Origin of the sequence: Tessaracoccus lubricantis (genome assembly GCF_039544535.1) — a bacterium.
In the GTDB taxonomy this organism is placed as follows: domain Bacteria; phylum Actinomycetota; class Actinomycetes; order Propionibacteriales; family Propionibacteriaceae; genus Arachnia; species Arachnia lubricantis.
In genome coordinates this window covers 23,730-45,899 of sequence record NZ_BAABLV010000026.1, presented here as the reverse complement: position 1 = coordinate 45,899, position 22,170 = coordinate 23,730, and the positions used below count along the sequence as shown (strand labels likewise).

The 22,170-nt window shown below is 71.7% G+C and carries 21 protein-coding genes; 8 read left to right on the top strand and 13 right to left on the bottom strand.

The genetic code is table 11. From position 1 onward, the window contains the following. Window positions 1-4: 4 nt before the first annotated feature. From ABEA30_RS08230 to ABEA30_RS08210, 5 genes are all read right to left on the bottom strand, one after another. Complete coding sequence (locus ABEA30_RS08230; RefSeq protein WP_345581750.1) at window positions 5-1,252, bottom strand: DUF5719 family protein; 1,248 nt, start codon at window positions 1,250-1,252, stop codon at window positions 5-7. Then, on the bottom strand, window positions 1,249-4,224 hold the full coding sequence (locus ABEA30_RS08225; RefSeq protein ID WP_345581748.1) for a glycosyltransferase family 2 protein: 2,976 nt from the start codon (window positions 4,222-4,224) through the stop codon (window positions 1,249-1,251). The genes ABEA30_RS08230 and ABEA30_RS08225 overlap by 4 nt, the downstream gene beginning before the upstream one ends. Before the next feature lie 7 nt (window positions 4,225-4,231). Continuing rightward, window positions 4,232-4,486: a WhiB family transcriptional regulator gene (locus ABEA30_RS08220; RefSeq protein WP_076060315.1), complete on the bottom strand. Its 255-nt coding sequence runs from the start codon at window positions 4,484-4,486 to the stop codon at window positions 4,232-4,234. A 97-nt stretch (window positions 4,487-4,583) separates the two neighbouring features. Then, window positions 4,584-5,045 carry a hypothetical protein gene (locus ABEA30_RS08215; protein WP_345581744.1) on the bottom strand — a complete coding sequence of 154 codons (462 nt, stop codon included), beginning with the start codon at window positions 5,043-5,045 and terminating at the stop codon, window positions 4,584-4,586. 26 nt (window positions 5,046-5,071) lie between these two features. Further along, window positions 5,072-6,151: a mannose-1-phosphate guanylyltransferase gene (locus ABEA30_RS08210; protein ID WP_345581742.1), complete on the bottom strand. Its 1,080-nt coding sequence runs from the start codon at window positions 6,149-6,151 to the stop codon at window positions 5,072-5,074. 30 nt (window positions 6,152-6,181) lie between these two features. On the opposite strand from ABEA30_RS08210, the gene ABEA30_RS08205 reads away from it, so the two are divergent. Beyond that, complete coding sequence (locus tag ABEA30_RS08205) at window positions 6,182-6,832, top strand: TIGR03089 family protein (protein WP_345581740.1); 651 nt, start codon at window positions 6,182-6,184, stop codon at window positions 6,830-6,832. Here the strand turns inward: ABEA30_RS08205 and ABEA30_RS08200 are convergent. Genes ABEA30_RS08200 through ABEA30_RS08185 form a run of 4 tightly spaced genes read right to left on the bottom strand, consistent with a single transcriptional unit; the run spans window position 6,826 to window position 11,898 of the window. Then, complete coding sequence (locus ABEA30_RS08200) at window positions 6,826-7,917, bottom strand: coiled-coil domain-containing protein (RefSeq protein ID WP_345581737.1); 1,092 nt, start codon at window positions 7,915-7,917, stop codon at window positions 6,826-6,828. The two genes, ABEA30_RS08205 and ABEA30_RS08200, sit on opposite strands and share 7 nt — an antisense overlap. Further along, window positions 7,914-9,293, bottom strand: coding sequence for a coiled-coil domain-containing protein (locus tag ABEA30_RS08195; RefSeq protein ID WP_345581734.1), 1,380 nt, complete (start codon window positions 9,291-9,293; stop codon window positions 7,914-7,916). Before ABEA30_RS08195 ends, ABEA30_RS08200 begins: the two co-directional genes overlap by 4 nt. Window positions 9,294-9,325: 32 nt before the next feature. Continuing rightward, window positions 9,326-10,318: a glycosyltransferase family 2 protein gene (locus ABEA30_RS08190; RefSeq protein WP_345581731.1), complete on the bottom strand. Its 993-nt coding sequence runs from the start codon at window positions 10,316-10,318 to the stop codon at window positions 9,326-9,328. A gap of 44 nt (window positions 10,319-10,362) precedes the next feature. Further along, on the bottom strand, window positions 10,363-11,898 hold the full coding sequence (locus ABEA30_RS08185; RefSeq protein WP_345581728.1) for an LCP family glycopolymer transferase: 1,536 nt from the start codon (window positions 11,896-11,898) through the stop codon (window positions 10,363-10,365). Window positions 11,899-12,033: 135 nt separating this feature from the next. On the opposite strand from ABEA30_RS08185, the gene ABEA30_RS08180 reads away from it, so the two are divergent. Both ABEA30_RS08180 and ABEA30_RS08175 read left to right on the top strand, forming a co-directional pair. Beyond that, on the top strand, window positions 12,034-13,215 hold the full coding sequence (locus tag ABEA30_RS08180; RefSeq protein ID WP_345581725.1) for an LCP family protein: 1,182 nt from the start codon (window positions 12,034-12,036) through the stop codon (window positions 13,213-13,215). A gap of 195 nt (window positions 13,216-13,410) precedes the next feature. Beyond that, a complete protein-coding gene (locus ABEA30_RS08175) occupies window positions 13,411-14,790 on the top strand; it encodes a DUF3352 domain-containing protein (protein WP_345581722.1) in 1,380 nt (459 codons plus the stop codon). Here the strand turns inward: ABEA30_RS08175 and purE are convergent. The 4 genes from purE to ABEA30_RS08155 are packed head-to-tail and all read right to left on the bottom strand — an operon-like array spanning window position 14,787 to window position 17,771. Continuing rightward, a complete protein-coding gene (gene purE / locus ABEA30_RS08170) occupies window positions 14,787-15,287 on the bottom strand; it encodes a 5-(carboxyamino)imidazole ribonucleotide mutase (RefSeq protein ID WP_345581719.1) in 501 nt (166 codons plus the stop codon). The two genes, ABEA30_RS08175 and purE, sit on opposite strands and share 4 nt — an antisense overlap. Next, the gene (locus ABEA30_RS08165; protein ID WP_386085437.1) at window positions 15,280-16,440 is read right to left on the bottom strand and encodes a 5-(carboxyamino)imidazole ribonucleotide synthase; all 1,161 of its coding nucleotides are present in this window, start codon (window positions 16,438-16,440) and stop codon (window positions 15,280-15,282) included. The genes purE and ABEA30_RS08165 overlap by 8 nt, the downstream gene beginning before the upstream one ends. 9 nt (window positions 16,441-16,449) lie before the next feature. Next, window positions 16,450-16,956 carry a PH domain-containing protein gene (locus ABEA30_RS08160; protein ID WP_345581716.1) on the bottom strand — a complete coding sequence of 169 codons (507 nt, stop codon included), beginning with the start codon at window positions 16,954-16,956 and terminating at the stop codon, window positions 16,450-16,452. 26 nt (window positions 16,957-16,982) lie between these two features. Beyond that, window positions 16,983-17,771 carry a biotin--[acetyl-CoA-carboxylase] ligase gene (locus tag ABEA30_RS08155; RefSeq protein ID WP_345581713.1) on the bottom strand — a complete coding sequence of 263 codons (789 nt, stop codon included), beginning with the start codon at window positions 17,769-17,771 and terminating at the stop codon, window positions 16,983-16,985. Window positions 17,772-17,862: 91 nt separating this feature from the next. On the opposite strand from ABEA30_RS08155, the gene ABEA30_RS08150 reads away from it, so the two are divergent. The 5 genes from ABEA30_RS08150 to ABEA30_RS08130 are packed head-to-tail and all read left to right on the top strand — an operon-like array spanning window position 17,863 to window position 22,141. Then, window positions 17,863-19,437 carry an acyl-CoA carboxylase subunit beta gene (locus ABEA30_RS08150; protein ID WP_345581710.1) on the top strand — a complete coding sequence of 525 codons (1,575 nt, stop codon included), beginning with the start codon at window positions 17,863-17,865 and terminating at the stop codon, window positions 19,435-19,437. Next, the gene (locus tag ABEA30_RS08145; RefSeq protein WP_345581707.1) at window positions 19,434-19,643 is read left to right on the top strand and encodes an acyl-CoA carboxylase subunit epsilon; all 210 of its coding nucleotides are present in this window, start codon (window positions 19,434-19,436) and stop codon (window positions 19,641-19,643) included. Before ABEA30_RS08150 ends, ABEA30_RS08145 begins: the two co-directional genes overlap by 4 nt. 5 nt (window positions 19,644-19,648) lie before the next feature. Beyond that, window positions 19,649-20,257 (top strand): Maf family protein, encoded by a 609-nt coding sequence (locus tag ABEA30_RS08140; protein ID WP_345581704.1) that lies wholly within the window; start codon window positions 19,649-19,651, stop codon window positions 20,255-20,257. 27 nt (window positions 20,258-20,284) lie between these two features. Next, entirely contained in the window at window positions 20,285-20,716 is a 432-nt protein-coding gene (locus tag ABEA30_RS08135; protein WP_345581701.1) for a hypothetical protein, read from the top strand. 9 nt (window positions 20,717-20,725) lie between these two features. After that, the gene (locus ABEA30_RS08130) at window positions 20,726-22,141 is read left to right on the top strand and encodes a mechanosensitive ion channel family protein (RefSeq protein WP_345581698.1); all 1,416 of its coding nucleotides are present in this window, start codon (window positions 20,726-20,728) and stop codon (window positions 22,139-22,141) included. Window positions 22,142-22,170: the final 29 nt, after the last annotated feature.

Genomic DNA, 22,170 nt, shown 5'->3' with positions numbered 1-22,170 from the left:
GGCCCTACCTGAGGTGCGCGTCCAGTTCGGCGGAGCCGGGGGCGCCGGGCTCGTCGGCCACCTTGCCCAGCGGCACGATGATCGTGCCCGTGGCCTCCGAGGTCGCCGCCGAGGCGATGACGGGGCCGTCCGCGGTCACCGTGACCGCCTGGAACTGCGCCAGCGGGAGGACGTGCACGACGGTGGCCCCCGGCGGCACGGTCAGCTCGAGTTCCTCCCCCGCAGTGACCTTCGCCGTGACCGGGTCGGTGCCCGGGTTGGTGATCTGGAGCGCCCCACCCATCGTCGCGGCCGCGAGTTCGCGGGCTGCCGCAGAGTGGGTGAGGGTCGCCGGGCTGCCGGTGGGACCACTGACCACCACCGCCGCCGCCACGTCCGACGTCGAGTCGACGCGGATGCCGCTCGCCTCGCCGCCCAGCGAATCCGCGATGGGGACGGCGACGCTGGACATCGGCTCGACGCTCAGGTCCGCCGTCGCGGCCAACTCGTACGACGACGTGGCGCCGAGCGCGGTCACCGTGACGTCTGCCCGTTCCTCGCGGGGGTTGGTGATCACCAGTTGCACGTCCGCGGCGCCGGGTGGCACCCCTCCGATGAGGTGCTGCACGGCCGGCCGCGTGGGGCCGACGTAACGGGCGGCGCGTCCCTCCACGTTCACGGCGGCCATGGCGACCCGACCCTCGCTCGCGGTGAACGACACCCCCACGGGGCCCTCGGGGGCCAGGACGGACAGCGCGATGCGTCGCGAGACCCCGGGCGCCACGGCGATGCCGCGCGCGCCGACGGCAGCCACCTCGCCGTCGGGGCCGAGCAGCGTGAGGTCCACGATGGCCTCGTTGGCGTCGCTGTTGGTGATGATCAGCTCCGCGTCACCCGGCTCCGTGACGACGATGGTCCCCGACGTCGCCGCCGGGGCACAGGGCGCGAACGTGCGGGCGGGGCCGGCGGCGTAGACGCCGGCGACCGCGAGGGAGTCGGCCCTGATGACGAAGGGCCCCTCGAGTTCCGGGGCGAAGATGGGGCCGGTCGATGCGAACAGTTCCTCGCCCGCCTCCGTCGACCTCGCGGTGAGGCTGCCGGGTGCGTAGACCAGGGCGTCACCCGACTGGAGGCAGGTCGTGCGGGTGGTACGGGGCAGTTCCACCGTCGGCGAGGCCGGCAGCCGCACCGGGCTCAGCAGTGAGAGCCCGACGGCGACCGCAGCGATCACCAGGAACGCGGTGGCGGAGACCAGGATGCGCAGGTGTCTCATTCCTGCCCCCTTCGTGCGACGCTGGCGCCGCCCATGGTGGGCGCCGCGAGCAGCGCGAGGCCCAGCATGACGAGGAGGTGGAGCACGAACCTGCCGTTGTGGGGCGACGGCTCCACCACCAGGGTGCCGCCGTCGGCCGGGGCCTGGAACGTCACCATCTCGGTGTCGAGGAGGTCCCAGGAGTGGCCGGGGGTGCGGGCCAGTTCACGGCCGTCGAGCGTGGCGCGCCAGTCCTCGTCCGCCGGTTCAGCGACCACGAGGACGCGCTCCTCGCCCGGCGGCAGCTGGCCGTCGGTGACCGGCACGGGCTCCTCGGCCACGTACGTCACCCGCGACACGAGGCCGCTGACCGTCCAGACCACCGAGCGGTCGTCGGCCGCCGCGCCCACCAGGCCCTCGAGGTTGTCGACGGCGGCGCGCTGGTCGTCGTCGAAGCCACGCACCCACAGGTGGGACACGCCGATCAGGCGCAACCGCTCCGCCAGGTCCTCGGGCACCGAGCCGCCGACGAGGGCATGCACCATCGAGTTGAACTCCTCGCTGAAGGACCCCGCCGGGTCGCGCTCCGCCGAGCCCCAGCGGGGCTGCCGGGCATCCACCACGTTCCAGTCGACGGTGCCGCCGGGCCCGACGTCGACCAGCAGGGCGCGGGTGTCGCGCGGCGAGTGGAGCACGTCTCGCACGTACCCGGGCAGGACGCTCGTGGTGGAGCGCACGGGGCCCTGGAAGCCGACCCACGCCCACGTGCCGAGGGCCAGCAGTGCGGCCAGCACCAGCACGAGCAGCAGCGGGCGGCGCCCCTCGGCGCGCAGCTGCGTGAGCACGACGGGGGCCAGCAGTGCCGCCACCACCAGCAGCGCCCACGGCGACAGCAGCGCGCGGGCCGTGCCGCCGTCGACCTCGAGCGTCAGGCGCGAGAGCAGCGTGCCGAGCACGAGCGGGGCGGCGATGCCGACCATGATCCACAGCCACTGGCGGTGGTTGAGCCGTGCCACCGTGAGGAGCGCGGCCAGCGCCACCGCGGCGAAGAACGCGACGTTGGCCCAGACGGGCAGCCCCGACGGCAGGATGCGGCCCGCGATGAGCGCGTAGGACGGCGGCGGGAAATCCGGCCAGGCCAGCGGGTCGACGCCGGTGAGCAGGCGCCCCGGGTACCGGCCCAGGGTGAGCAGCCAGGGGCCGAGGTAGAGCCAGGCGGGCAGTACGCCCACCGCCACGTCGACGATGCGGTGCCGGTGCCGCGCGGCCCAGACGACGCCCGCCACGGTCAGCAGCAGCAGCGCGGCCGGCCACACCGTCGCCAGGACGACCAGCCAGAACGCTGCCCCGGCCGGCGCCCGTAGGCGTTCTGCGCCGCTGTCCTCGTTGCGGACGACGGCCAGCAGGGCACGGGCGAACATCGGCGCCACCACGGAGACGACCATGCCGCTGACGTCTCCGGCGGTCACCAGGCCGAGCAGGATCGTCGCACCCGCCCACACTGCGCTGACGGCGGCGGCCGGGGCGGCGGCCATGCCGGCGCGGCGCAGCAACGCGAGGGCCGAGAGCCCGGCCAGCAGCGGGGTCAGGAGGACGGCGAGGAACGCGAACCAGCCGGGGCTGCCGAGGCCGCCCAATGAGGCCAACGCCGCGAACCCCAGCCACGGGGCCTCCCCTGTCAGGTAGGCCTGCCACGCAGCGGCCAGCGACGATGGCGCGGGCAGCAGCCCGCCGCCGGAGACCGGGCCGGCCCCGAGCAGCGTGCGGCCGGCGATGAACGCGGCCACCACCAGGACGATGACCAGTGCGGTGACGGGCGAGAAGACCCTCCGGCGGACCTGGCCGCCGGCGAAGTCGTCGCCGGTGAGCTCGTCGATCGAGGTGTCGGCCGACACGTCGGTGAGGTCGCGGTACCGCTCCGAGAGCCCGTGACCCAGCCTGTCGGCCGCGTTGCGCACCGGCCACCAGCGGTTGGGCAGCAGGTCCGGCGGCGTCATGTCCTCGGCGGGCAGCCGGTCACGCAGCGACTGCGTCAGCCCGGCGCTGCGCCGGTAGCGCCACCACGCCCTCATCTCCGCCGCCGCGAACGACGGCGACTTGGCCAGGAGGAAGCCCAGGGCCCGGAACGCCGAGGAGGCACCCAGCCCGAAGGTCGACGCCCCACGGGAGCCGGCCACCCTGAGCGCGGCCAGCCGGTCGTCGAGGTGGGGATGTTCGGCCGACGGCCGCTCCCCCGTGTGCCCCGCGCGACGGTGGTGCAGCGACGCCGCGGGCCACGTCAGCACCCGGAAGCCGAGCGCGTTGGCCCGCCAGCAGAAGTCGACCCCGTCGCGGTGCCGCGCCACCTCGGGGGCCAGGCCGCCGACCTCGCGCCAGGTGTCGCCTCGGACGAGCAGGCCGGCCGTCGAGGCGCCCAACACGTCACGCGGCTCGGTCTGGCCCTGGTCGACGTCGCCTGCCTCCACCATGGGCACGCGCAGCCCTCCGGGCGTGATGGCCTGGCCCACCTCGGAGAGCGTCTCGGGATAGTTGCGGCGCTTGGGCTGCAGGAGCTTGGGGACCACGACGTCTGCCTGGCGGGCCCCCTCCAGGAGGTGGGTCAGGGCGTCCTTGTGGGGCTTGGAGTCGTCGTGGAGGAGCCAGATCCAGTCGGGTTCCGACTGCCCCAGGGCGAGCTCCACGGCCGCGCCGAAGGTGGTGGCGGCATCCGCCTCGATGACCTCGTCGATGACGCCCTCGTCGCGGGCCCTCCCCAGGAGTTCGCGGGTGCCGTCGGTGGATCCGGTGTCGACCACCAGCAGGCGGCCGGGGCGGGTCGACAGCATGGCCAGGGAGAGGAGCTGGCGCGGCAGGAACTCCGCCGCGTCGTGGGTCACCATGACGGCGACCACGGAGGCCGGATCGATCTCGGGGACGTCTGCGACGGGGTCCTCGTGCTCGATCCACGACCACAGGTCGTCGTCGATGACCCCGCGCTGCGGTTCCTCGGTCACGAGGAACTCAGCCGGCGGCGCGCTTGAGCTTGCGGCGCTCGCGTTCCGAGAGCCCGCCCCAGATGCCGAACCGCTCGTCGTGGGCGAGGGCGTACTCGAGGCATTCGGTGCGCACCGTGCAGCTCAGGCAGACCCGTTTGGCATCACGGGTGGACCCACCCTTTTCAGGGAAGAAGGCTTCGGGATCGGTTTGGGCACACAGCGCTTCGGCCTGCCAGGCGAAAGCCCCTTCGTCGGCGAAAAGCTCCCATGTCTCGTCCATGTACCCCTCCTTTCTTGCCTTGAATTACACACGAGTGATTTTGATCGGTCAAGCGGAAGGAGGAGATCGGTGGGAAATATTCGCTCAGGCCCCGTGCTCAGCGGTTCGGCGGGCGGATGAGGGTGCCGTTGGGGTCGTCCTCGTCGGCGCGCGGCCACGGGGTGGTGGCCTTGTTCCACCCTGCCTGGTGCCGGGCCTCGGAATCCGCCGGCGTCTGCGGGGAGCCGGCCGGTTGGCGCTTCGGGTTGATGACCGTGGAGTGGCCCTCTGGCTGCTGCTGCGGCGCGGGAGGGGGCGCGGGCGCAGGTGGAGGGGCCAGCTGCGGCGCGGGCGCAGGTGGAGGGGCCGGCACGCGCACGGCGCTCAGCGTGCCCCACACCACGACGCCGAGGCTGAGCAGGAACGCGGTCACCGCGAGCGGCCACAACAGGAAGTAGCGCCCAGTGTCCGAGCCCGGCAGCAGCGCCAGGCCCACCAACAGGAGGCTACTGACGTGGAACACCGCGGCGGCCACGACGACCATGCCGAGGAGGCGTCTCGAGAACAGGCTCTCTCGCATGCTTCCTCCGGCCGTCGGTGTGTGGGTTAGGCGTATTCTGCCCCAACACGGGTTCGCACCAGCTCCACCAGTTCACGGATTCGTTCCGAATCCCGCAGGTCGGCCACCAGGGTGGCCGTCGCGGTGGCCACCACGAGGCAGTCCCTCAGGCCCAGCGTCGCCACCACGTGCTCGGGCCCGGCGGCGTTGACCAGCACGCAGCCCGAGGAGTCGAGCGTCACCGTGCGGCCGTCGACGGCGTTGCCGTCCTCGTCGTGGGTGAACAGTTCGGCCAGCGACAGGAAGCCGCCCACGTCCTTCCAGTCGATGTGGAGGCCGACGCTGACCACCTCCGCGTCCGTGCGGCCCACCGACGCGGGCTCCATCACCGCGTAGTCCACCGAGATCTTCATCAGGGTCGGGAACAGTTCGTCCAACCGCTCCGGGTGCGCGACGATCTCGCGCACGGTCTCGGCAGTGGCCGGCAGCAGCTGGTCCAGCTGGCTGAGCAGCGTGCCCGCACGCCACACGAACATGCCGGCGTTCCACCAGTACTCCCCCGAGCCCACGTAGCGCTGCGCCACCTCGAGCGCCGGCTTCTCCTTGAACTCGGCCACGCGGTGCACGCCCGGGAAGCCGTCGAGCTCCTCGGCCCGGTGGAGGTAGCCGTAGCCGGTGTGCGGCGAGGTCGGCACCACGCCCAGCGTGACGAGCGCGTTCGGCCGGGCCTCCGCGACCTCGAACGCCAGCGTGAGGGAGCGTTGGAACTCGGCGACCGGTTCGATGATCTGGTCGGCCGTGACCATGGCCACCACCGCGTCCGGGGCCCGGTCCGCCACCACCGCCGCGGACCATGCGACGGCATTGAGTGAGTCGCGGCCCTCCGGCTCGCCCAGGATGTTCCCCGGCTGCAGCTCGGGCAGCTGGCGCGCCACGTCGTCGGCGTAGGCCCGCCCGGTGCACACGAGGATGTGGTCGTCGTCGACCAGCCCGTGGAGCCGCTCGTACGCGAGGCGCAGGAGGGACTTGCCCCCCACCATCTCCAGGAGCTGCTTGGGCCGACCCTTCCGCGAGAGCGGCCACAGGCGGGTGCCGGACCCGCCGGCCATGATCACCACGTAACGCATGGGCCGACCCTAGCGGCCTAAGCTGCTCGCATGCTGATCTCCGCCCTGCACAAGCGCGTCTCCCGGCTGGGGGCCCAGCCCCTCATCACCTACTACGACGGCGAGGAGGGCTCGCGCATCGAGCTCTCGGCCGTCACGTTCGCCAACTGGGTGGACAAGACGGCCAACCTCATCGCCGACCTCGGCCACGACGACGGCGAACCCATCGACATCGCGCTCGCGTCCTCACACCCCGGCCACTGGGTCACGCTGGTGTGGATCGCCGCGGCGTGGCAGCGCGGCTGCGCCGTCAACCCCGACGTGACGGGCGCGGACCTGCTGGTGGTGGGCCCCGGCGACGACAGGCGTGCCGAGACCACCGTCGCGTGCTCCCTGCACCCGTTGGGCCTGGGGTTCCCGACGCCGCCCGCGAACGCCGTCGACTACCGCGAGGTGTTCGGCCAGCCCGACCTGCACGACATGGCCGTCGGGGGTGAGTCGTACGAGTGGGACGGGGCGGCTGCCCCGGCGGTGATGGGGCGCGACGACCGCGTCCTGCTGCGGGACCCGGCACCGGGGTGGGAGACGGTGGCGCGGGCCCTGGTCGAGCCGGTGCTGGGCACCGGCTCAACCGTGGTGGTGGTACGCACGTCAGACGAGGGCGTGGGCCGGATCAGCGCTGGCGAGCGCGTGGCTCACTGAGCGTCTTCGGCGCCCTCGGCCGGGTCCTGCGCGTGTTCGCGGTTGTCCGGGTGCGTCTCGCCCTCGCGCTTGGCGCCCTCGGCGGCCTCCTGTGCATGGACGCGATCCTCGTCGCCCTGTGACCGGTCAACCGGCTCCTGCTGGTTCTGGGACATGGCTGCCTCCTGGTTGTCGACGGCCGCGAGTGCGGCCCCTCCACCCAGTGTGGCAAGCATCTGGCGCACATTGGAGAGCTGTGCGGTAATCGAGTCGCGGCGCTGGGTCAGGGCGGCCAGCTCGCGGTCGGAATCGCGACGGATGCGCTCGGCCTGCGTGCGGGCCTCCCCGATCAGTTCGTCGGCCTCGGCCTGGGCCTTGGTGCGGATCGCCTCGGCCTGCGAGTTGGCGTCGGAGATGACGCGCAGCGCGTCGTTCTCGGCGCCACGCAGGTTCTCCTCGGCGGCCTCGAGCTGCTCCTGCCGCTGGCCCATCGCCAGGTTGAAGTCTGCCGTGGCCGCGTCGCGGCGCTCGGCGAGCGTGCGCTCGAAGTCGGCGGCGGCCTGGGCCGCGCGTGCCTGCTGCGACTCGTAGACGGCCTCGGCCTCCTCGCGGCGGGCTGCGGCCTCGCGGTCGGCGTTGTCGATGATCTCGTCGGCGCGGCGCTGCGCACCGGTGAGCTTCGCCTCGGCGTCGGCGTCTGCCGCGCTGCGGGTGTCCACGGCATACCGGTCGGCCTCGGTCAGCGCGGCCTGGGCCTTCTTCTGCGCGTCTGCGACGAGCTGGTCGGCCTTCTCCTTGGCCTTGCGCTTCATGTCCTCGGCCTCTTCCTCGGCCAGCGTGAGGATCTGGCCCACGCGCTCGCCCAGGTCGGTGAAGGCCGGGCGCGAGACCATCGTCGTGGCGCGCGACTGCTCCTCGGCGCGGCTCTTGGCGGCCGCCAGCTCCGCGGCCAGCTGCTCGCGCTCAGCGGCGGCCTCCTTGGCCTTCACGGCGAACTCGCCCAGCTCGGCGCGCGCCGAGTCCAGCGCCTGCTGCAGCGTGGCAATCTCGGCGTCGACCTGGGCCGGCTCGTAACCACGGAGCACGGTGCGGAAATTGGAGCTCATGAGTCTTCCTCGTCTTGGGTGGTGGTGGTTCCTGGCACGGCGAGCGCTTCGATCACGCCGGAGAGCGAATTGAGTTGCAGGGTGATGTCGTCGCGACGCCTGGTCAGCCCGGCGACCTCCTCGCGCGCGGCCGTCAGCATCTCGCGGGCCTGCGTGCGGATGGTCTCGGCCTCGACGCGCGCCTCCGAGAGCAGCTTCACCGCTTCCTCGCGCGTGGTGCGGGTGCGCTCGTAGGACGCCTTCTGGGTGCGCTCGAGCTCTGCCATCAGCTGCTCGCGCACCATCTGGGAGCTGGCCTCGGCCTCGGTCATGCGCTGCTCGGCCCGCTGCACGATGGCTTCCGCCTCTCGCCTGGCCCGCTCGACGATGTCGATGGCCTGCTGGTCCGCCTCCGCCCGCGCGCGCTGGGCGTGCTGGACGGCGGCGGCGAGTTCTGCGTCGGCCCTGCCCCGCGTGTCGTGTGCCTCGACGTCCGCGGCCCGGAGCCGCTGGCGGGCGGCGTCGACCGTCCGCTGCGTGACGGCCGCGAGCTTGGCTCGGAGCGCGCTGGCGCGGCGGGCCTGGTCCAGGTGCGCCTGCTGCTTGCGGCGGGCCACGTCGACGCGGGCACCGTCGAGCAGGGCTGCGACGGTGGACTGGGCCCACTCCATCTGGCTGGACGCCTCCGCGAGCTGCGCGTCCGCCTCGCGCTGGGCGTCGGAGGTGACGCGAGCCACGTGCTGGGCCGTCTCCTCGCGGAGCGCGTCGACCTCGCGCTGCGCGGCCTCCCTGTCTGCGGCGAGCCGCGCCGCCGTCTCCTGCTCCAGCCGGTCCACCTCGGCTCTGCGGGCTGCGAGTTCTTCGTCGGTGGCGGCCCGTTCGCGGGCGATGCGCTCGTCGTGCTCGGCGATCCGGGCGGCGAGTTCGTCGTCGACGAGGGCCCGGGCGGCGTGGCCCTCGACCTCGACCTGCTCGCGCCACGCCGTCACCTCGGCGTGGCTGCGCTCCGCCTCCTCGGCGGCCTCGGCGAGCCGGCGCTGCGCCTCCGCCCGGGCGTCGGCCACGATGCGTTCCGCGTCGGCGCGCGCCTCTGCGATGACCTCGTCGGCGCCCTCCTGTGCCCGGCCGGTGATGGCGGCGGACTGGACGACGGCCTCGGAGAGCGTGCGCTGCGCGTCAGCCCTGGCCTCCTCGAGGCGGTGGCGTGCGAACGTCACCTCGCCGGCGAGTTCGTCGCGCTGTTGCGTCAGTTCGGCGGTCTCGGTGCGGATGCGGTCTGCGTCGGACTGGGCCTCCTCGCGCAGCCTGTCGGCCAACCGCTGCACCTGGAGCAGTACTTCCGTGGCTGCCCTGGAGTCACTCCCGCTGGGTGCGGGATCCGGGCTCTGCCAACTCATGGGGTCCATCTTGGCACGTTCCTGCGGGGCGCTCATCTTGCGTTGTCAGCGCCGTTCGGCAGCCCGCGCACGAATCCTGCTCCCCACGCCATGTGCATGATCGCCAGCACCAGCGGGAGGCGGGCGCGCGCCCTGGGGCTGGCGTCCATGGTGGCGGTGGCCATGGCCAGGAACGCCGCGTAGGCCAACGGCGCCACCAGCAGCGCGGTGAGCAGCCTGTTCCGCAGCATCAGCCCGAGCAACCCGCCCGCCAGGCCACCGCCCAGGCCGAGGACCGCCAGCGGCGGCGCGAGGTAGCGCAGCGAGGCGGTGTCGGGGTGCCGGCGGATGACCTCACGGCGCCACTGGCCGGTGGTGAAGAACTGCTTCGCGAGCGCCTTGTAGCTGTTGCGCGGGCGGTAGACCACGCGCAGGTCCGGCGAGAAGTACACGAGGTGCCCAGCGGTGCGCAGGCGATAGTTGAGCTCCCAGTCCTGCGCACGGTGCAGCGACTCGTCAAAGCCGCCCACCTCCTGCAGCACGCTGCGGCGGAAGACGCCAAGGAAGACGGTGTCGGCCGGGCCGGGCGGGGTGTCGGCGAGGTGGAACCCGCCGCCCCCGAGGCCGAGCCGGGAGTTGTAGGCGGCGGCGATGGCCTCCGACAGGGGGCTGGTGCCCTGGGCGTCCATCAGCCCGCCGACGTTGGCGGCGCCGGTCTCCTCGAGGAGCCGCACCGCCGTCTCGATGTAGCCGGGGCTCAGTTCGCCGTGGCCGTCCACGCGCACCACGATGGGGTGGGAGGCTGCGCGGATGGCGATGTTGAGGCCCACCGGGGTGAAGCCGGCCGGGTTGTCGAGCACCCGCACGCGGGGGTCCGCAGCGGCGAGCCGGTCGGCTATCTCGCGGGTCAGGTCCGTGCTGGGGGCGACGGCCAGGAGGATCTCCAGTTCGCCGGGGTAGCCCTGGCCCAGTACCCGCTCGACGGCCGCCTCGAGGTGTCGTTCCTCGTTGCGGATCGGCATCACCACGCTGACGCTCTGCTGCACGCTGCCGGCTCCCTTCTCCGGGGGCCAACTCTAGCCGCCGCAGATCACGGAACCGAGCAGACCAGCTCCACCTCGTCAGGCGCGCTGACCGGTTCCTCGCCGTCGTCCTCGACGCCTGCCGCGACGACGTCCGCGGACGCTGATTCAGTGGGTTCGGGGGCCGCTTCGCTGGAGGCCTCGTCGGCAGGCTCGACGGGGGCGGGTGCGGCCTCCTCGGACGCCGACGACGACGGCGCGGCCGAGGTCACCACGGGTTCGGCCGACGGCGAGGCCGGTGCCTCGTCGAGGGCTTCGGATGCCTCGATCTTCTCGCGCACCGTGCTGCGGATCAGCTCGAAGTCCGGGTCTGCGGTCACGATCAGCGGCGGCGTGAAGTTGACCGAGACGATGTTGAGCTCCTGTGCGCGCAACGCGAGCTCGGCGAGCCGCGTGATCTCGCCCGTGCCGACGTCGGTGCGCAGCACGTCACCGCCCGCCTTGGACAGCTCCACGAACTTGGTGGCCACCGTCATGGGGTCGAGCTGGTTGGCCATCGCGGACATCACGCACTTCTGGCGGACCATCCGCTCGTAGTCGCTGCTCTCGGCCCGCGACCGTGCGAACCACAGCGACTGGTAGCCGTCGAGCTGCACGTCCTCGCCAGGCTCGATGTAGCCGTGGATCTTGCTGCCGCCGCCACCCATGGGGATGGGCTTGGCGATGTTGAGGCGAATGCCGCCCATCGCGTTGATGAGGTTCTGGAAGCCGGCCATGTCCACCATGGCGTAGTAGTTCAGTTCGAGCCCGAGGGTCTCGCTGACGGCCTCCCTCATGGCAGCCAGGCCCGGGTCCGCCTCATCGGGGTACAGGTCGGCGTGTTCCTCCCCCAGCGTGTAGACGCCGTTGAGCAGGCACGCGTTGTCCGGGCAGACGTAGCCGTCCGGAAAGAGCGGGCGCAGCGGCGAGGCCAGGGGGAAGCGCACCTTCCGCAGGTTGCGCGGCAGGCCGAACAGCACGGCGCGGCCGGTCTCGGCGTCCACGGAGGCGACATTGATGGAATCCGGGCGCAGCCCGTCGCGGCCCTCCGCCGCGTCGACCCCCAGCAGCAGGACGTTGTAGCGGCCGGCCTTCTCCTCGGTGTCGCCGCCGCCCCTGAGCACGACGCCGACATTGCCGGCGGCCTGGAAGCCGCTGGAGCCGACGGCGGTGACGCTGCCCGCCCCCAGCGCGAGCGCGAGGGTGGTGGCAGTCAGCGCCAGCCTGGTGCGCTGGTGCAGTCTGAGCGGCCCGGCGAGCCGCCACGCGTCCAGCAGCAGCAGCGCCCAGCTGATGAACAGCACCCACAGCGCAACGCGCACGATGGTGGCGACGGCGGGGGTCAGCAGGAACCCGACGGTGGGGCCCCGGAAGAACGCCAGGCCCAACGCCGCAACCGCGATGAGCACGGCGAACGTGGCGTACACCCGGCCGGCCACGCGGCCCACGGCACGGTTGCCGGCGAACCACTGGACCGAGCCCGGCAGCAGCGCGGACATCAGGACGAAGCCGAACGCGCGGCGGGCCTGCACGCTCCTTGCGGCTGCGGTCTTGGTGGACGGCACAGGTGTCTCTCCTCGGGGAAGGGTGGCCTCCATCCTCTCCCCAACCCGGTTCACCTCCCGGCAGCGCCACGCCGGGCCGGGGGGTGTTCGCGCCGTCAATGGGTACCCTTGGGCACGCTGAAAGGGGATTGCCGAGTGCCACGAGGAAACGACGACCTGAACTGGCTGTACCGCGACGAGGAGCCGGAGAGCACCTCCGTCCTGCGCCCCGACGAGATCGAGAAGCTGCGCCGCGCCGACGCCCGTCGCGATGCCCGGAAGGGCGGCGTCCCCCAGGCCACGACGCGCCCCCAGCCGGCCGGCCAGTCCGTGCCACCGTCGCAGCCGCCCGTGGCGCCCCCGGCAGCCCGCCCGCAGAAGCGCCGCCGTCGCCGCCGTCCGGTCCTGCGCACGCTGGGCACCATCCTCGTCCTGTGGCTGGCGTTCCTCATCGGCACCCCGCTGTACGCATGGACCGCAGGCACGCAGGTGGACGCCACGCCCGATGGCGAGCGGCCCGCCGAGCAGCCGGGCACCACGATCCTGCTCGTGGGCTCCGACGCGCGTGAGGAGCTCAGCGCCGAGGACCGCTCCCGGCTGGGCACCGGCACCTCCGAGGGCCGGCGCACCGACACGATGATGCTGCTGCACACCCCCACCGAGGGCGAGCCCGTCCTGCTCAGCCTGCCCCGCGACTCCCTGGTGGACATCCCGGGCCGCAAGCGCAACAAGCTCAACGCCGCCTACGCCTTCGGCGGCGCTCCGCTGCTGGTGCAGACCATCGAGCAGAACACCGGGGTGCGCATCGACGGCTACCTCGAGGTGGGCATGCTGGGCGTCGTCGACGTGGTCGACGCCGTGGGCGGCGTCGAGGTCTGCCCGAAGTTCGACATCGACGACAAGGACGCGCACCTCACCCTGTCGCAGGGGTGCCAGACCGTCGACGGCGTGACCGCCCTCGGTTACGTGCGCATGCGCAAGTCAGACCCCAAGGGCGACTTCGGCCGCGTCGAGCGCCAGCGCGAGACCATCGGCGCCATCATGAAGGAGGTCGCCAGCCCCCTGACCGTCCTCAACCCGGTGCGCTACTGGCAGGTCAACATGGCCGCCTCCAACTCCCTGGCCCGCGGCGAGGACACGGGCCTCAGCCAGATGGCGCAGGTCGGTTCCGGGTTCCTCAGCGTGATGACCGGCCGCGGGCTGAGCCTCACCGTGCCGGGCGGCACGGCCAACACCAGCGTCGGGTCCTCGGTCATCTGGGACGAGGGCGCTGCCGCCGAGATCTTCGGCGCCATCGCTGTCGGTCAAACGACCGACCTGGAGAAGTACCGGCAGTAGTTCGCCACTGGCCCGCGGGGTGCCTATCGTGGAGGCAGCCCCGACGGACCGCAGGAGGTTCCCGTGTCACAGAGCCCACCTCCGGGATGGCAGCCCCAGCCGCAGTGGTCGGCACCGCCACAGCCACAGTGGGGAGCCGTCCAGCCGCCGGTCCAGCCGTACGGCCCGCCCCCGAAGAGGCGGTCGAAGGCCCCCGTGATCGTCGCGGGCGCCGTGGTCGTGCTGCTCATGCTGGGCGGCGCCGTCGCCGTGTCGTTCTTCCGGAGCCCCACCCCGGCCGCAGCCAAGGGCCTGCCGTCGACGGTGGCGATGGCCGTCGAGATCAACTTCTCCCCGTCTCCCGCTGACCAGCTGGCGCTGTCGCGGATCGTGAACAAGCTGCCGCTCGGCGAGGAGATGCCTGAGACCACCGACTACAAGGAGGCGCTCTGGGAGTTGATCCCCGACGACGGCGACAAGCCCGACTACGCCACCGAGATCAAGCCGTGGTTGGGCAACTCCCTGGCGGTGGGTTTCCTGTCGCCTGACCTGGGCGCACCCTCATGGTTCGACGACCAGGCGGTCATGGCCATCGAGACCACCGACACGAGGAAGGCCGAGGAGTTCGCGTCGGGCTCGGGCTGGGACGGCGAGTACTTCTTCGTCGACGAGGTGCTCGTGCTCGCGCCGGCCGCGACGGGGCTGGACGCCGAGATGGTCAAGGCCGACGCCCTGGCAGACGACGCCGCCTACCGGGCCGACATGGCCAGGCTAGGCGGCGGCAACCTGGGCACGGTCTGGCTGGGGCCCGGGCTCTTCGACCTGATCCTCGAGGACGCCGACACCATGGCGCTGCCCGGGGCTGACCTCGACGCCATCCGCGGCTCGCACGGCGCCGCCGGCCTCAAGGTGGCGGAGAACCGCATCATGGTCGAGACGCAGTTCATCTCGCCGAACTACCCGCAACCCGAGGTCGACGACGTCCGCTCCTTCGCCGAGGACCTGCCGGGCGCCGCGTTGGTCGCCGTGGCGGGCAGCGGGTCCACGCAGGCCTACGAGCAGAGCTGGGAGGCGCTGGAGCAGGCCGGCCTGGGCGGGCAGCTCGAGGCGTTCGGCATCACGTCGGCCGCCGACATGGAGGCGCTGCTCGGGCGCCAGATCGGCCTCACGTTGGCCCTGGCGGATTCGGGTGAGCCCGTCGTCGCGGCCAAGTTCGTGAGCGACGACCCGGCGCGGCAGCGGGCACTGATGGACACGGTGGTGGACTCGCTCTACGGCGAGGACTGGATCACCGCGGAGCAGCACGGCGACACCATGTACGTCGTGGCCGGGCAACCCCTCGAGGCGGCGCTGAACCCGTCGAGCCTGCTGGGCGACTCGGCTGCGTACAAGGACGTCGTCACCGGGCCGGCTGGCGGCCTCGGGTTCGTCGACGTCGAGGCCTTCAAGGGCACCACCCTCTACCAGGAGCTCGCGGCAGACCCCTACAGCAGCGAGTTCGCCGCATGGTTGGCGCCCGTCAGGAGCATCGGCATGACCGGCACCGCCGGCGACGACGGCTACAGCGAGGGGCAGCTGCAGGTGAGGTTCAACTAGGAGCCGCTGGCCTCGCGCACGACGGCGCCCTTCGCGTGCGCGGCGTCGCGCAGCTGCTCCTGGAAGTCGAGCATGCGCTCGGTGAGCGCATCGTCACCGACGGCGAGCATGCGCACGGCAAGCAGCCCGGCGTTGCGGGCGTTGCCGATGGCGACGGTGGCCACGGGCACCCCGGCCGGCATCTGCACGATCGACAGCAACGAGTCCATGCCGTCGAGGTACTTCAGCGCCACCGGCACGCCGATGACGGGCAGCGGGGTGAGGGAGGCGAGCATGCCCGGCAGGTGGGCGGCGCCGCCTGCTCCGGCGATGACCACCTTGATGCCGCGCTGGTGTGCCTCGCGGCCGAAGCGCACCATGTCCTCCGGCATGCGGTGCGCGGAGACCACGTCCGCCTCGTACGCGACGCCGAACTCGGCCAGCGCGTCGGCGGCCGCCGACATGGTGGGCCAGTCGGAATCCGACCCCATCACGATCGAGACGAGCGGCTCAGGCATTGGGGTCTCCCATCAGGTAGTGCGCGGCGTGGCGGGCGCGACGACGCACGTCGTCGAGCGAGGTGCCGAAGCAGGTGACGTGGCCCACCTTACGGCCGTGCTTGACCTCCTTGCCGTAGAGGTGGACGCGCGCGGCACGGTCTCGGGCGAACACGTGTTGCAGGGCGCCGGTGAGGTCCTCCTCGGCGCCGCCCAGCACGTTGGTCATCACCACGACGTCGGCGCGCATCTCCGGCGAGCCCAGCGGCAGGTCGAGCGCGGCGCGCACGTGGTTCTCGAACTGGCTGGTGACCGCGCCGTCGATGGTCCAGTGGCCCGTGTTGTGGGGGCGCATGGCCAGTTCGTTGACGACGATGCGCCCGTCGCGCGTCTCCATCAGCTCGACGGCGAGCACGCCCACCACGCCCAGTTCGGTGGCCACCCGCACGGCCGTCTCCTGCAGGCCGGCGGCGACGTCGCCGGCGAGGCCGGGCGCCGGGGTGACGGTCTCGACGCAGATGCCGTCCTCCTGGATGGTCTCGCTGATCGGGTAGGCCACCACCTGGCCGGAGGGGGACCGCACGACGATGGCGGACAGCTCGCGCGCGAAGTCGATGAACTCCTCGGCGACGATGCGCACCCGCTCCCCCGCCGAGGTCTCGGCGAGGCCTGTGAACGGCAGCGGGGCGTCGTCGGGGCCGTCGAGCTTCCAGACGCCCTTGCCGTCGTAGCCGCCGCGGGAGGCCTTGGCGATCACGGGCCAGCCCTGCGCCTCGCCGAAGGCCACGAGTTCCTCGGGCGAATCGACGACGGCGAACGCCGGGCACGCGACGCCCAGCTCCGCCATCTTCTCGCGCATCTCCGCCTTGTCCTGCGCGTAGCGCAGCGCGGCCGAACCGGGGCGCACGGCCACTCGTTCGGCCAGGATGTCGAGGTGCCTGGTGGGCACGTGTTCGTGGTCGAACGTCAACACGTCGGCGCCGTCGACGAAGGCGAGGAGGGTCTCGAGGCTGCGGTAGTCGCCGACGGTGTGGTTGGGCACCACCTGGGCGGCCGAGACGTCTGGGCCCTCCGCGAGCAGCCGCACGTCGATGCCCAGCGGGATGGCGGCCTGCTGCATCATGCGGGCGAGCTGCCCGCCTCCGGCGATGGCCAGTGAGTAGCGTCGAGTCACCCGGGAAGACTACTCGTCAGACGTGTCCGGCGCCCCATGCATGTCATAGAGCAGGTCGTTGATGGTCACGTGCACGCGCTCCACGTGGGGTACGTCCGGCAGCGTCAGCGGCTGCCCGGCGGCGGTCTCGAGGATCAGGGTGCCGCAGCCCAGCAGCCGGTCCGTCAGTGAGCGCTCGTAGTTGACGTTGTTGATGCGGCGCAGCGGGAGGTCGTGGCCCGTCTTGTTGATGATGCCGCGGCGGGTGACGATGCGCCGGTCCGTGATGGTGTAGGTGGAGGTCAGCCACCGCAGGAACGGCAGGACCACCGCGCCGATGACCACCAGCAGGAACAGCGCGACCGCCGCGTAGGTGCCCCACGGCTGCCAGTCCGGTGGGAGGAGTGCGATGGCGAAGCCCAGCAGCGAACCCATCACGATCAGCACCACCGCCGGCCAGATCAGCACCTTGCCGTGCGTGCGCATGGTGGTCACGATCTGCTCGTCGCGGCCCAGGTGTTCCTGCTTGATCGCCATGGCCACAGTGTGGCACGGCGCGGTGACTATCCGAGGCGGGCGTGGACCACGTCACCCACGGCGAACGTCTGGACGCCATCTGCGGTGGCCACCTGGAGCCGGCCGAACACGTCGACCCCCCGGCCCGTCCCCTCGACGGTGCGCTCACCGTCGACGACGACCCGCAGTTGCGCGCCGATCGACGAGCAGCGCGCCTCGTATTCCTCGCGGAGCGAACCGCGCAGCTGCCAGGCGGTGTAGTAGCGGGCGAAGTGGTTGAGCACGCCTGCCACCAGCCGGCTCTGGTCGGTGGGGATGTCCTCCAGCGCCAGCGACGTGGCGTTGGGCACCGGCAGCTGGTCCCGGGTGAGCGTCACGTTGATGCCCATCCCGACGACGGCGCGGGCACCGTCGGGCTGCTCGACGCGCTCCGACAGGATGCCGCAGACCTTCCTGCCGCCGATGAGGACGTCGTTGGGCCACTTGAGCGTGACGCGCGACGGCTCGGGCGCGCAGTCCGCGATCGCCGCGGAGACGGCCATGCCGGCCAGCAGCGACAGCCAGCCCCAGTGCTGGAACTCGGGCCTGGGCTTGAGCAGCACCGACAGCGAGATCGACGCGCCGTGCGGCGAGACCCACTGGCGGTCGAGCCGGCCCCGGCCCGCCGTCTGCTCCATCGAGACCAGCGCGGCGCCCTCCCCCTCGCCCGCGTGGGCGCGCTGGGAGAGGTCGGCGTTGGTGGAGCCGGTGGTGTCGACGACCTCGACCCGGCTGAATGGGGTGCCGGGCTCGAGGAGGGCGCGGATGCGGCTGGCGTCAGGCAGTTCGGAGGTCACGCACGCCATCGTAGGGCCGCCGTGGCGACGCCTCCCGGACAATGCTGAGCAACCCGATTGAGCGAAGTTCAATCCCGCTATGGTGACACCCATGGAGATCGACATCCACACCACCGCCGGTCGGATCGCCAATCTCGGAGTGCGCATCGACGAAGCCGTGCACGCCGGATCCGCCGCAGCCGTGGAGAAGCAGCATGCCAAGGGCAAGATGACTGCCCGCGAACGGGTCATGGCCCTCCTCGACGAAGGGTCCTTCGCGGAATTCGACCAGTTCTCTCGTCACCGAACCAGCGCCTTCGGGATGGACGCGCGCCGCCCCTTCGGTGACGGCGTCATCACCGGAACCGGGTCCATCCATGGCCGCCCGGTGTGCATCTTCAGCCAGGACGTCACCATCTTCGGCGGCGCCCTCGGGCAGGTCTACGGCGAGAAGATCGTCAAGATCCAGGACTTCGCGATGAAGACCGGCGTACCGCTCATCGGCATCAACGAGGGCGGCGGGGCGCGCATCCAGGAGGGAGTGGTCTCGCTGGCGCTGTACGGCGAGATCTTCAAGCGCAACACGGTGGCCTCGGGCGTGATCCCGCAGATCTCCCTGATCATGGGTGCTGCTGCCGGCGGCCACGTGTACGGCCCCGCGCTGACGGATTTCGTGGTCATGGTGGACCAGACCTCGCAGATGTTCATCACCGGCCCCGAGGTCATCAAGACCGTCACCGGCGAGGACGTCTCGATGGAGGAACTCGGTGGCGGCCGCACGCACAACACCAAGTCGGGCAACGCCCACTACCTGGCCGCCGACGAGAACGACGCCATCGAGTACGTGCGCGAACTCATCAGCTACCTGCCGCAGAACAACCTGGAGGACCCGCCGGTCTGGGACGATGACGAGGTGGACCTGACCATCACGGACCACGACCGCGAGTTGGACCTGCTGATCCCCGACGCCGCCAACCAGCCCTACGACATGCGCGAGGTGATCCGGAACGTCCTCGACGACGACGAGTTCCTCGAGGTCATGCCGCTGTTCGCGGGCTCGATCATCGTCGGCTTCGGCCGCATCGAGGGCCGCTCGATCGGCATCGTGGCCAACCAGCCGACGGTGTTCGCCGGCTGCCTCGACATCGACTCGGCCGAGAAGGCCGCCCGCTTCGTGCGCACGTGCGACGCGTTCAACATCCCGGTGCTGACGTTCGTCGACGTGCCGGGCTTCCTGCCCGGCGTGGGCCAGGAGCACAACGGCATCATCCGCCGCGGCGCCAAGCTGATCTATGCCTACGCCGAGGCCACCGTGCCCCTGCTGACCGTCATCACGCGCAAGGCCTACGGCGGCGCGTACGTGGTGATGGGCTCCAAGCACCTGGGCGCCGACATCAACCTGGCGTGGCCGACGGCGCAGATCGCCGTCATGGGAGCCCAGGGCGCCGTCAACATCCTGTACCGCAAGCAACTCGCCACGGCGGATGACCCCGAGGCCGAACGCGCCCGGCTGATCCAGGAGTACGACGACGAGTTGACCAACCCGTACGTCGCAGCGGACCGGGGCTACGTCGACCAGGTCATCTATCCACACGAGACCCGCGCCCAGGTCATCCGCGCGCTGCGCCTGCTGCGCTCCAAGCGCGAGGTGCTGCCGCCGAAGAAGCATGGGAACATCCCGCTGTGACCGGGCCCATCGAATTCGGCAAGGCGAACCTCACCGAGGAGGAGACGGCCGCGATCACCGCAGTGCTCGTGGCCTCCTCACGGCGCGAGGTGCTGCGCTCGGCGGACGACCGACCGCTGGCCGGCGGCTGGAAGTCCTACTACCGCACGGTGCGCGGGCCGCTGGTCACGGGCCGTGACGCCTGGCGCACCTTCCACCGGATGTGACCCTGATGCGTGTGGTCCTCGCCTCGAAGTCGCCGGCGCGACTGCAGGTGCTGCGCGGCGCAGGCCTCGACCCCGAGGTGGTCGTGTCGGGCTTCGACGAGAGCCTCGTCGTCGACCCCGATCCGCCCAGCCTCGCGGCAAGGCTGGCGGAGGCGAAGGGCAGCGTGGTCGTGCCCCAGCTGACGGGCGACTTCGTCCTCTTCGCCTGCGACACCGTCCTCGAGTTCGAGGGCAAGGCCCACGGCAAGCCCGGCACCGCAGAGGCAGCCGTGGAGCGCTGGGAGCGGATGCGCGGCCACGAGGGCCTGCTGCACACCGGCCACCACGTCGTCGTGCACGAGGGCGAGCGGTACTCCGAGCAGACGCGCGTGGGCTCGACGGTGGTGCGGTTCGCGGACCTGTCGGACGAGGAGATCCGCGCCTACGCCGCCACCGGCGAGCCGCAGCGCGTGGCCGGCGGGTTCACCATCGACGGCCTGGGCGGCGCGTACGTCACCGCCGTCGAGGGCGACCCGTTCAACGTGATCGGCATCTCGCTGCCTCTCGTGCGACAGATGGTCATCGACGCCGGCGTGCCGTGGCAGTCGCTCTGGGTCGTCTCCCCGCCGGACTGACGACGGCGGTGGCCTAGGATCGTCGGCGTGCAACGGATCGGTATCGCCCTGGCGGCAGCGCTCGCCCTCGTCGGCTGCTCCGCCGCACCGGAGCCGGCACCGTCGACGCCGGCGGCGTCCCCGCTGGTGACCGAGGCGCCCGAGGGCGGGGTGCTGCTCTCCTCCTTGGGCTACGCGAACGGGCCGGAGATGTTCTCGGTGCCGGCGTCGTCGGCCATCTCCGACCGGATCGACTCGTACAACAACGTCACCGCCGTGTTCACCGCGCCGTCGGGGGTGGAGATCGCCCACTACCTGCGGGAGAACCTCGCGGGGATGGGGTTCGAGATCACCGCGGACGCGAACCAGTCGCTGCTGTTCACCAACGGCCGCTGGCAGGGCGCGTTCACCACGTCGCAGGCCTATGCGGCGCTCTCGTTGCGCACCGATCGTGAATCCCCGCAGGAGTCGGGCAGCTAGGCTCGCTCCATGACCGACGACACGCTGGACCTCCTGACGGTGCTCCTGTGGGCGGGGCTGGGGCTACTCGCGGGTTTCGTCGTGTCGCTGAGCCTGACGCTGCTGCTTCGGCTGGTCGTCAAGCGCCGCACCCGCAAGTTCGTCATCCGCCGCATCAGGCTGCCGCAGCGCATCTTCTTCACGCTGCTCGGCGCCGGTCTGGGCGTCACGTTCATCACCCGGCCACGGGCGTTCCGCGCCGCCCCCGAGTGGCGCTCGCTGTTCCTGCAGGTCTTCCTCATCGTGATGATCTTCGCGACGGCGCTGCTGCTGACCGGCATCATCCGCGCCGTGGGTGAGACGCTGCTGACGCGCGACGACGACGAGGCCGAGGAGACGCCGCACTTCCGGCGGGTGCGCACCCAGCTGCAGATCGTCACGCGCGTCGCGCTCGCGGTCATCTGGATCTGCGCGCTCGCTGGCGCGCTGCTGACCTTCCCGGAGTTCCGCGCGATCGGCGCCTCCCTGATGGCCTCGGCCGGCCTCCTGTCGATCGTGGCCGGCCTCGCTGCGCAGTCGTCCCTGGCCAACATCTTCGCCGGCATGCAGATCGCCTTCTCCGACGCCCTCCGGGTGGGTGACCTGGTGGTGTTCGAGGAGCAGATGGGCTCGGTCGAGGAGATCACCCTGACCTACGTCGTGGTGCGGGCCTGGGACGACCGGCGCTGGATCGTGCCCAGCACCTACTTCACCAGCAAGCCCTTCGAGAACTGGACCCGCCGCGAACCCAAGCTCCTGGGCACCGTCGAGTTCGACCTGGACTGGCTCGCCCCCGTGGAGGCCATGCGCGTCGAGCTGACGAAGATCGTGCGCTCGAGCGAACTGTGGGACGGGCGCACCGCCACGATGCAGGTCACCGACGCGACGGGCGGTCACGTGCGGATCCGCGCCGTCGTCTCCGCCGCGACCTCGGGCCAGCTGTGGGACCTGCGCTGCCTGGTACGCGAGGAACTCATCGCCTGGGTGCAGCACCAGGCCGTCTACGCGCTGCCGCGCACCCGCCTGGAGCCGGAGACGACGACGGCCCCGCCCGTCGAGGAACGCGAGGACTTCGTCGACCGCGTCGTCACCGAGTGGGAGGCGGAGCAGGCCCTCGAGGAGACCAGCGTCCTGCCCGCCGTGTCCAGCAACCTCGAGGACACCGAAGAGGACCCGGCGCTGCCGAAGTGGCTGCACTCGTGGCTCTCGCACCGGCGCCGGCCCGTCGTCGACATCCGCGGCGAGGAGGAGTCGCCGGTGGAGACGACGCTGTCGTCGCGCAGCCCCGAGGCCCGGCTGTACTCCGGCTCGCCGGAGGCCGAGGAGCGCGACCGCAAGATGTCGGGCCCCAGCGCCGCGGACATGGCGGAGCGCGAGAACAACGCCGGCCGGCGCGACCTCGCGTGAGCCGCGGCACCGTCCGCGAGCCAGCACAC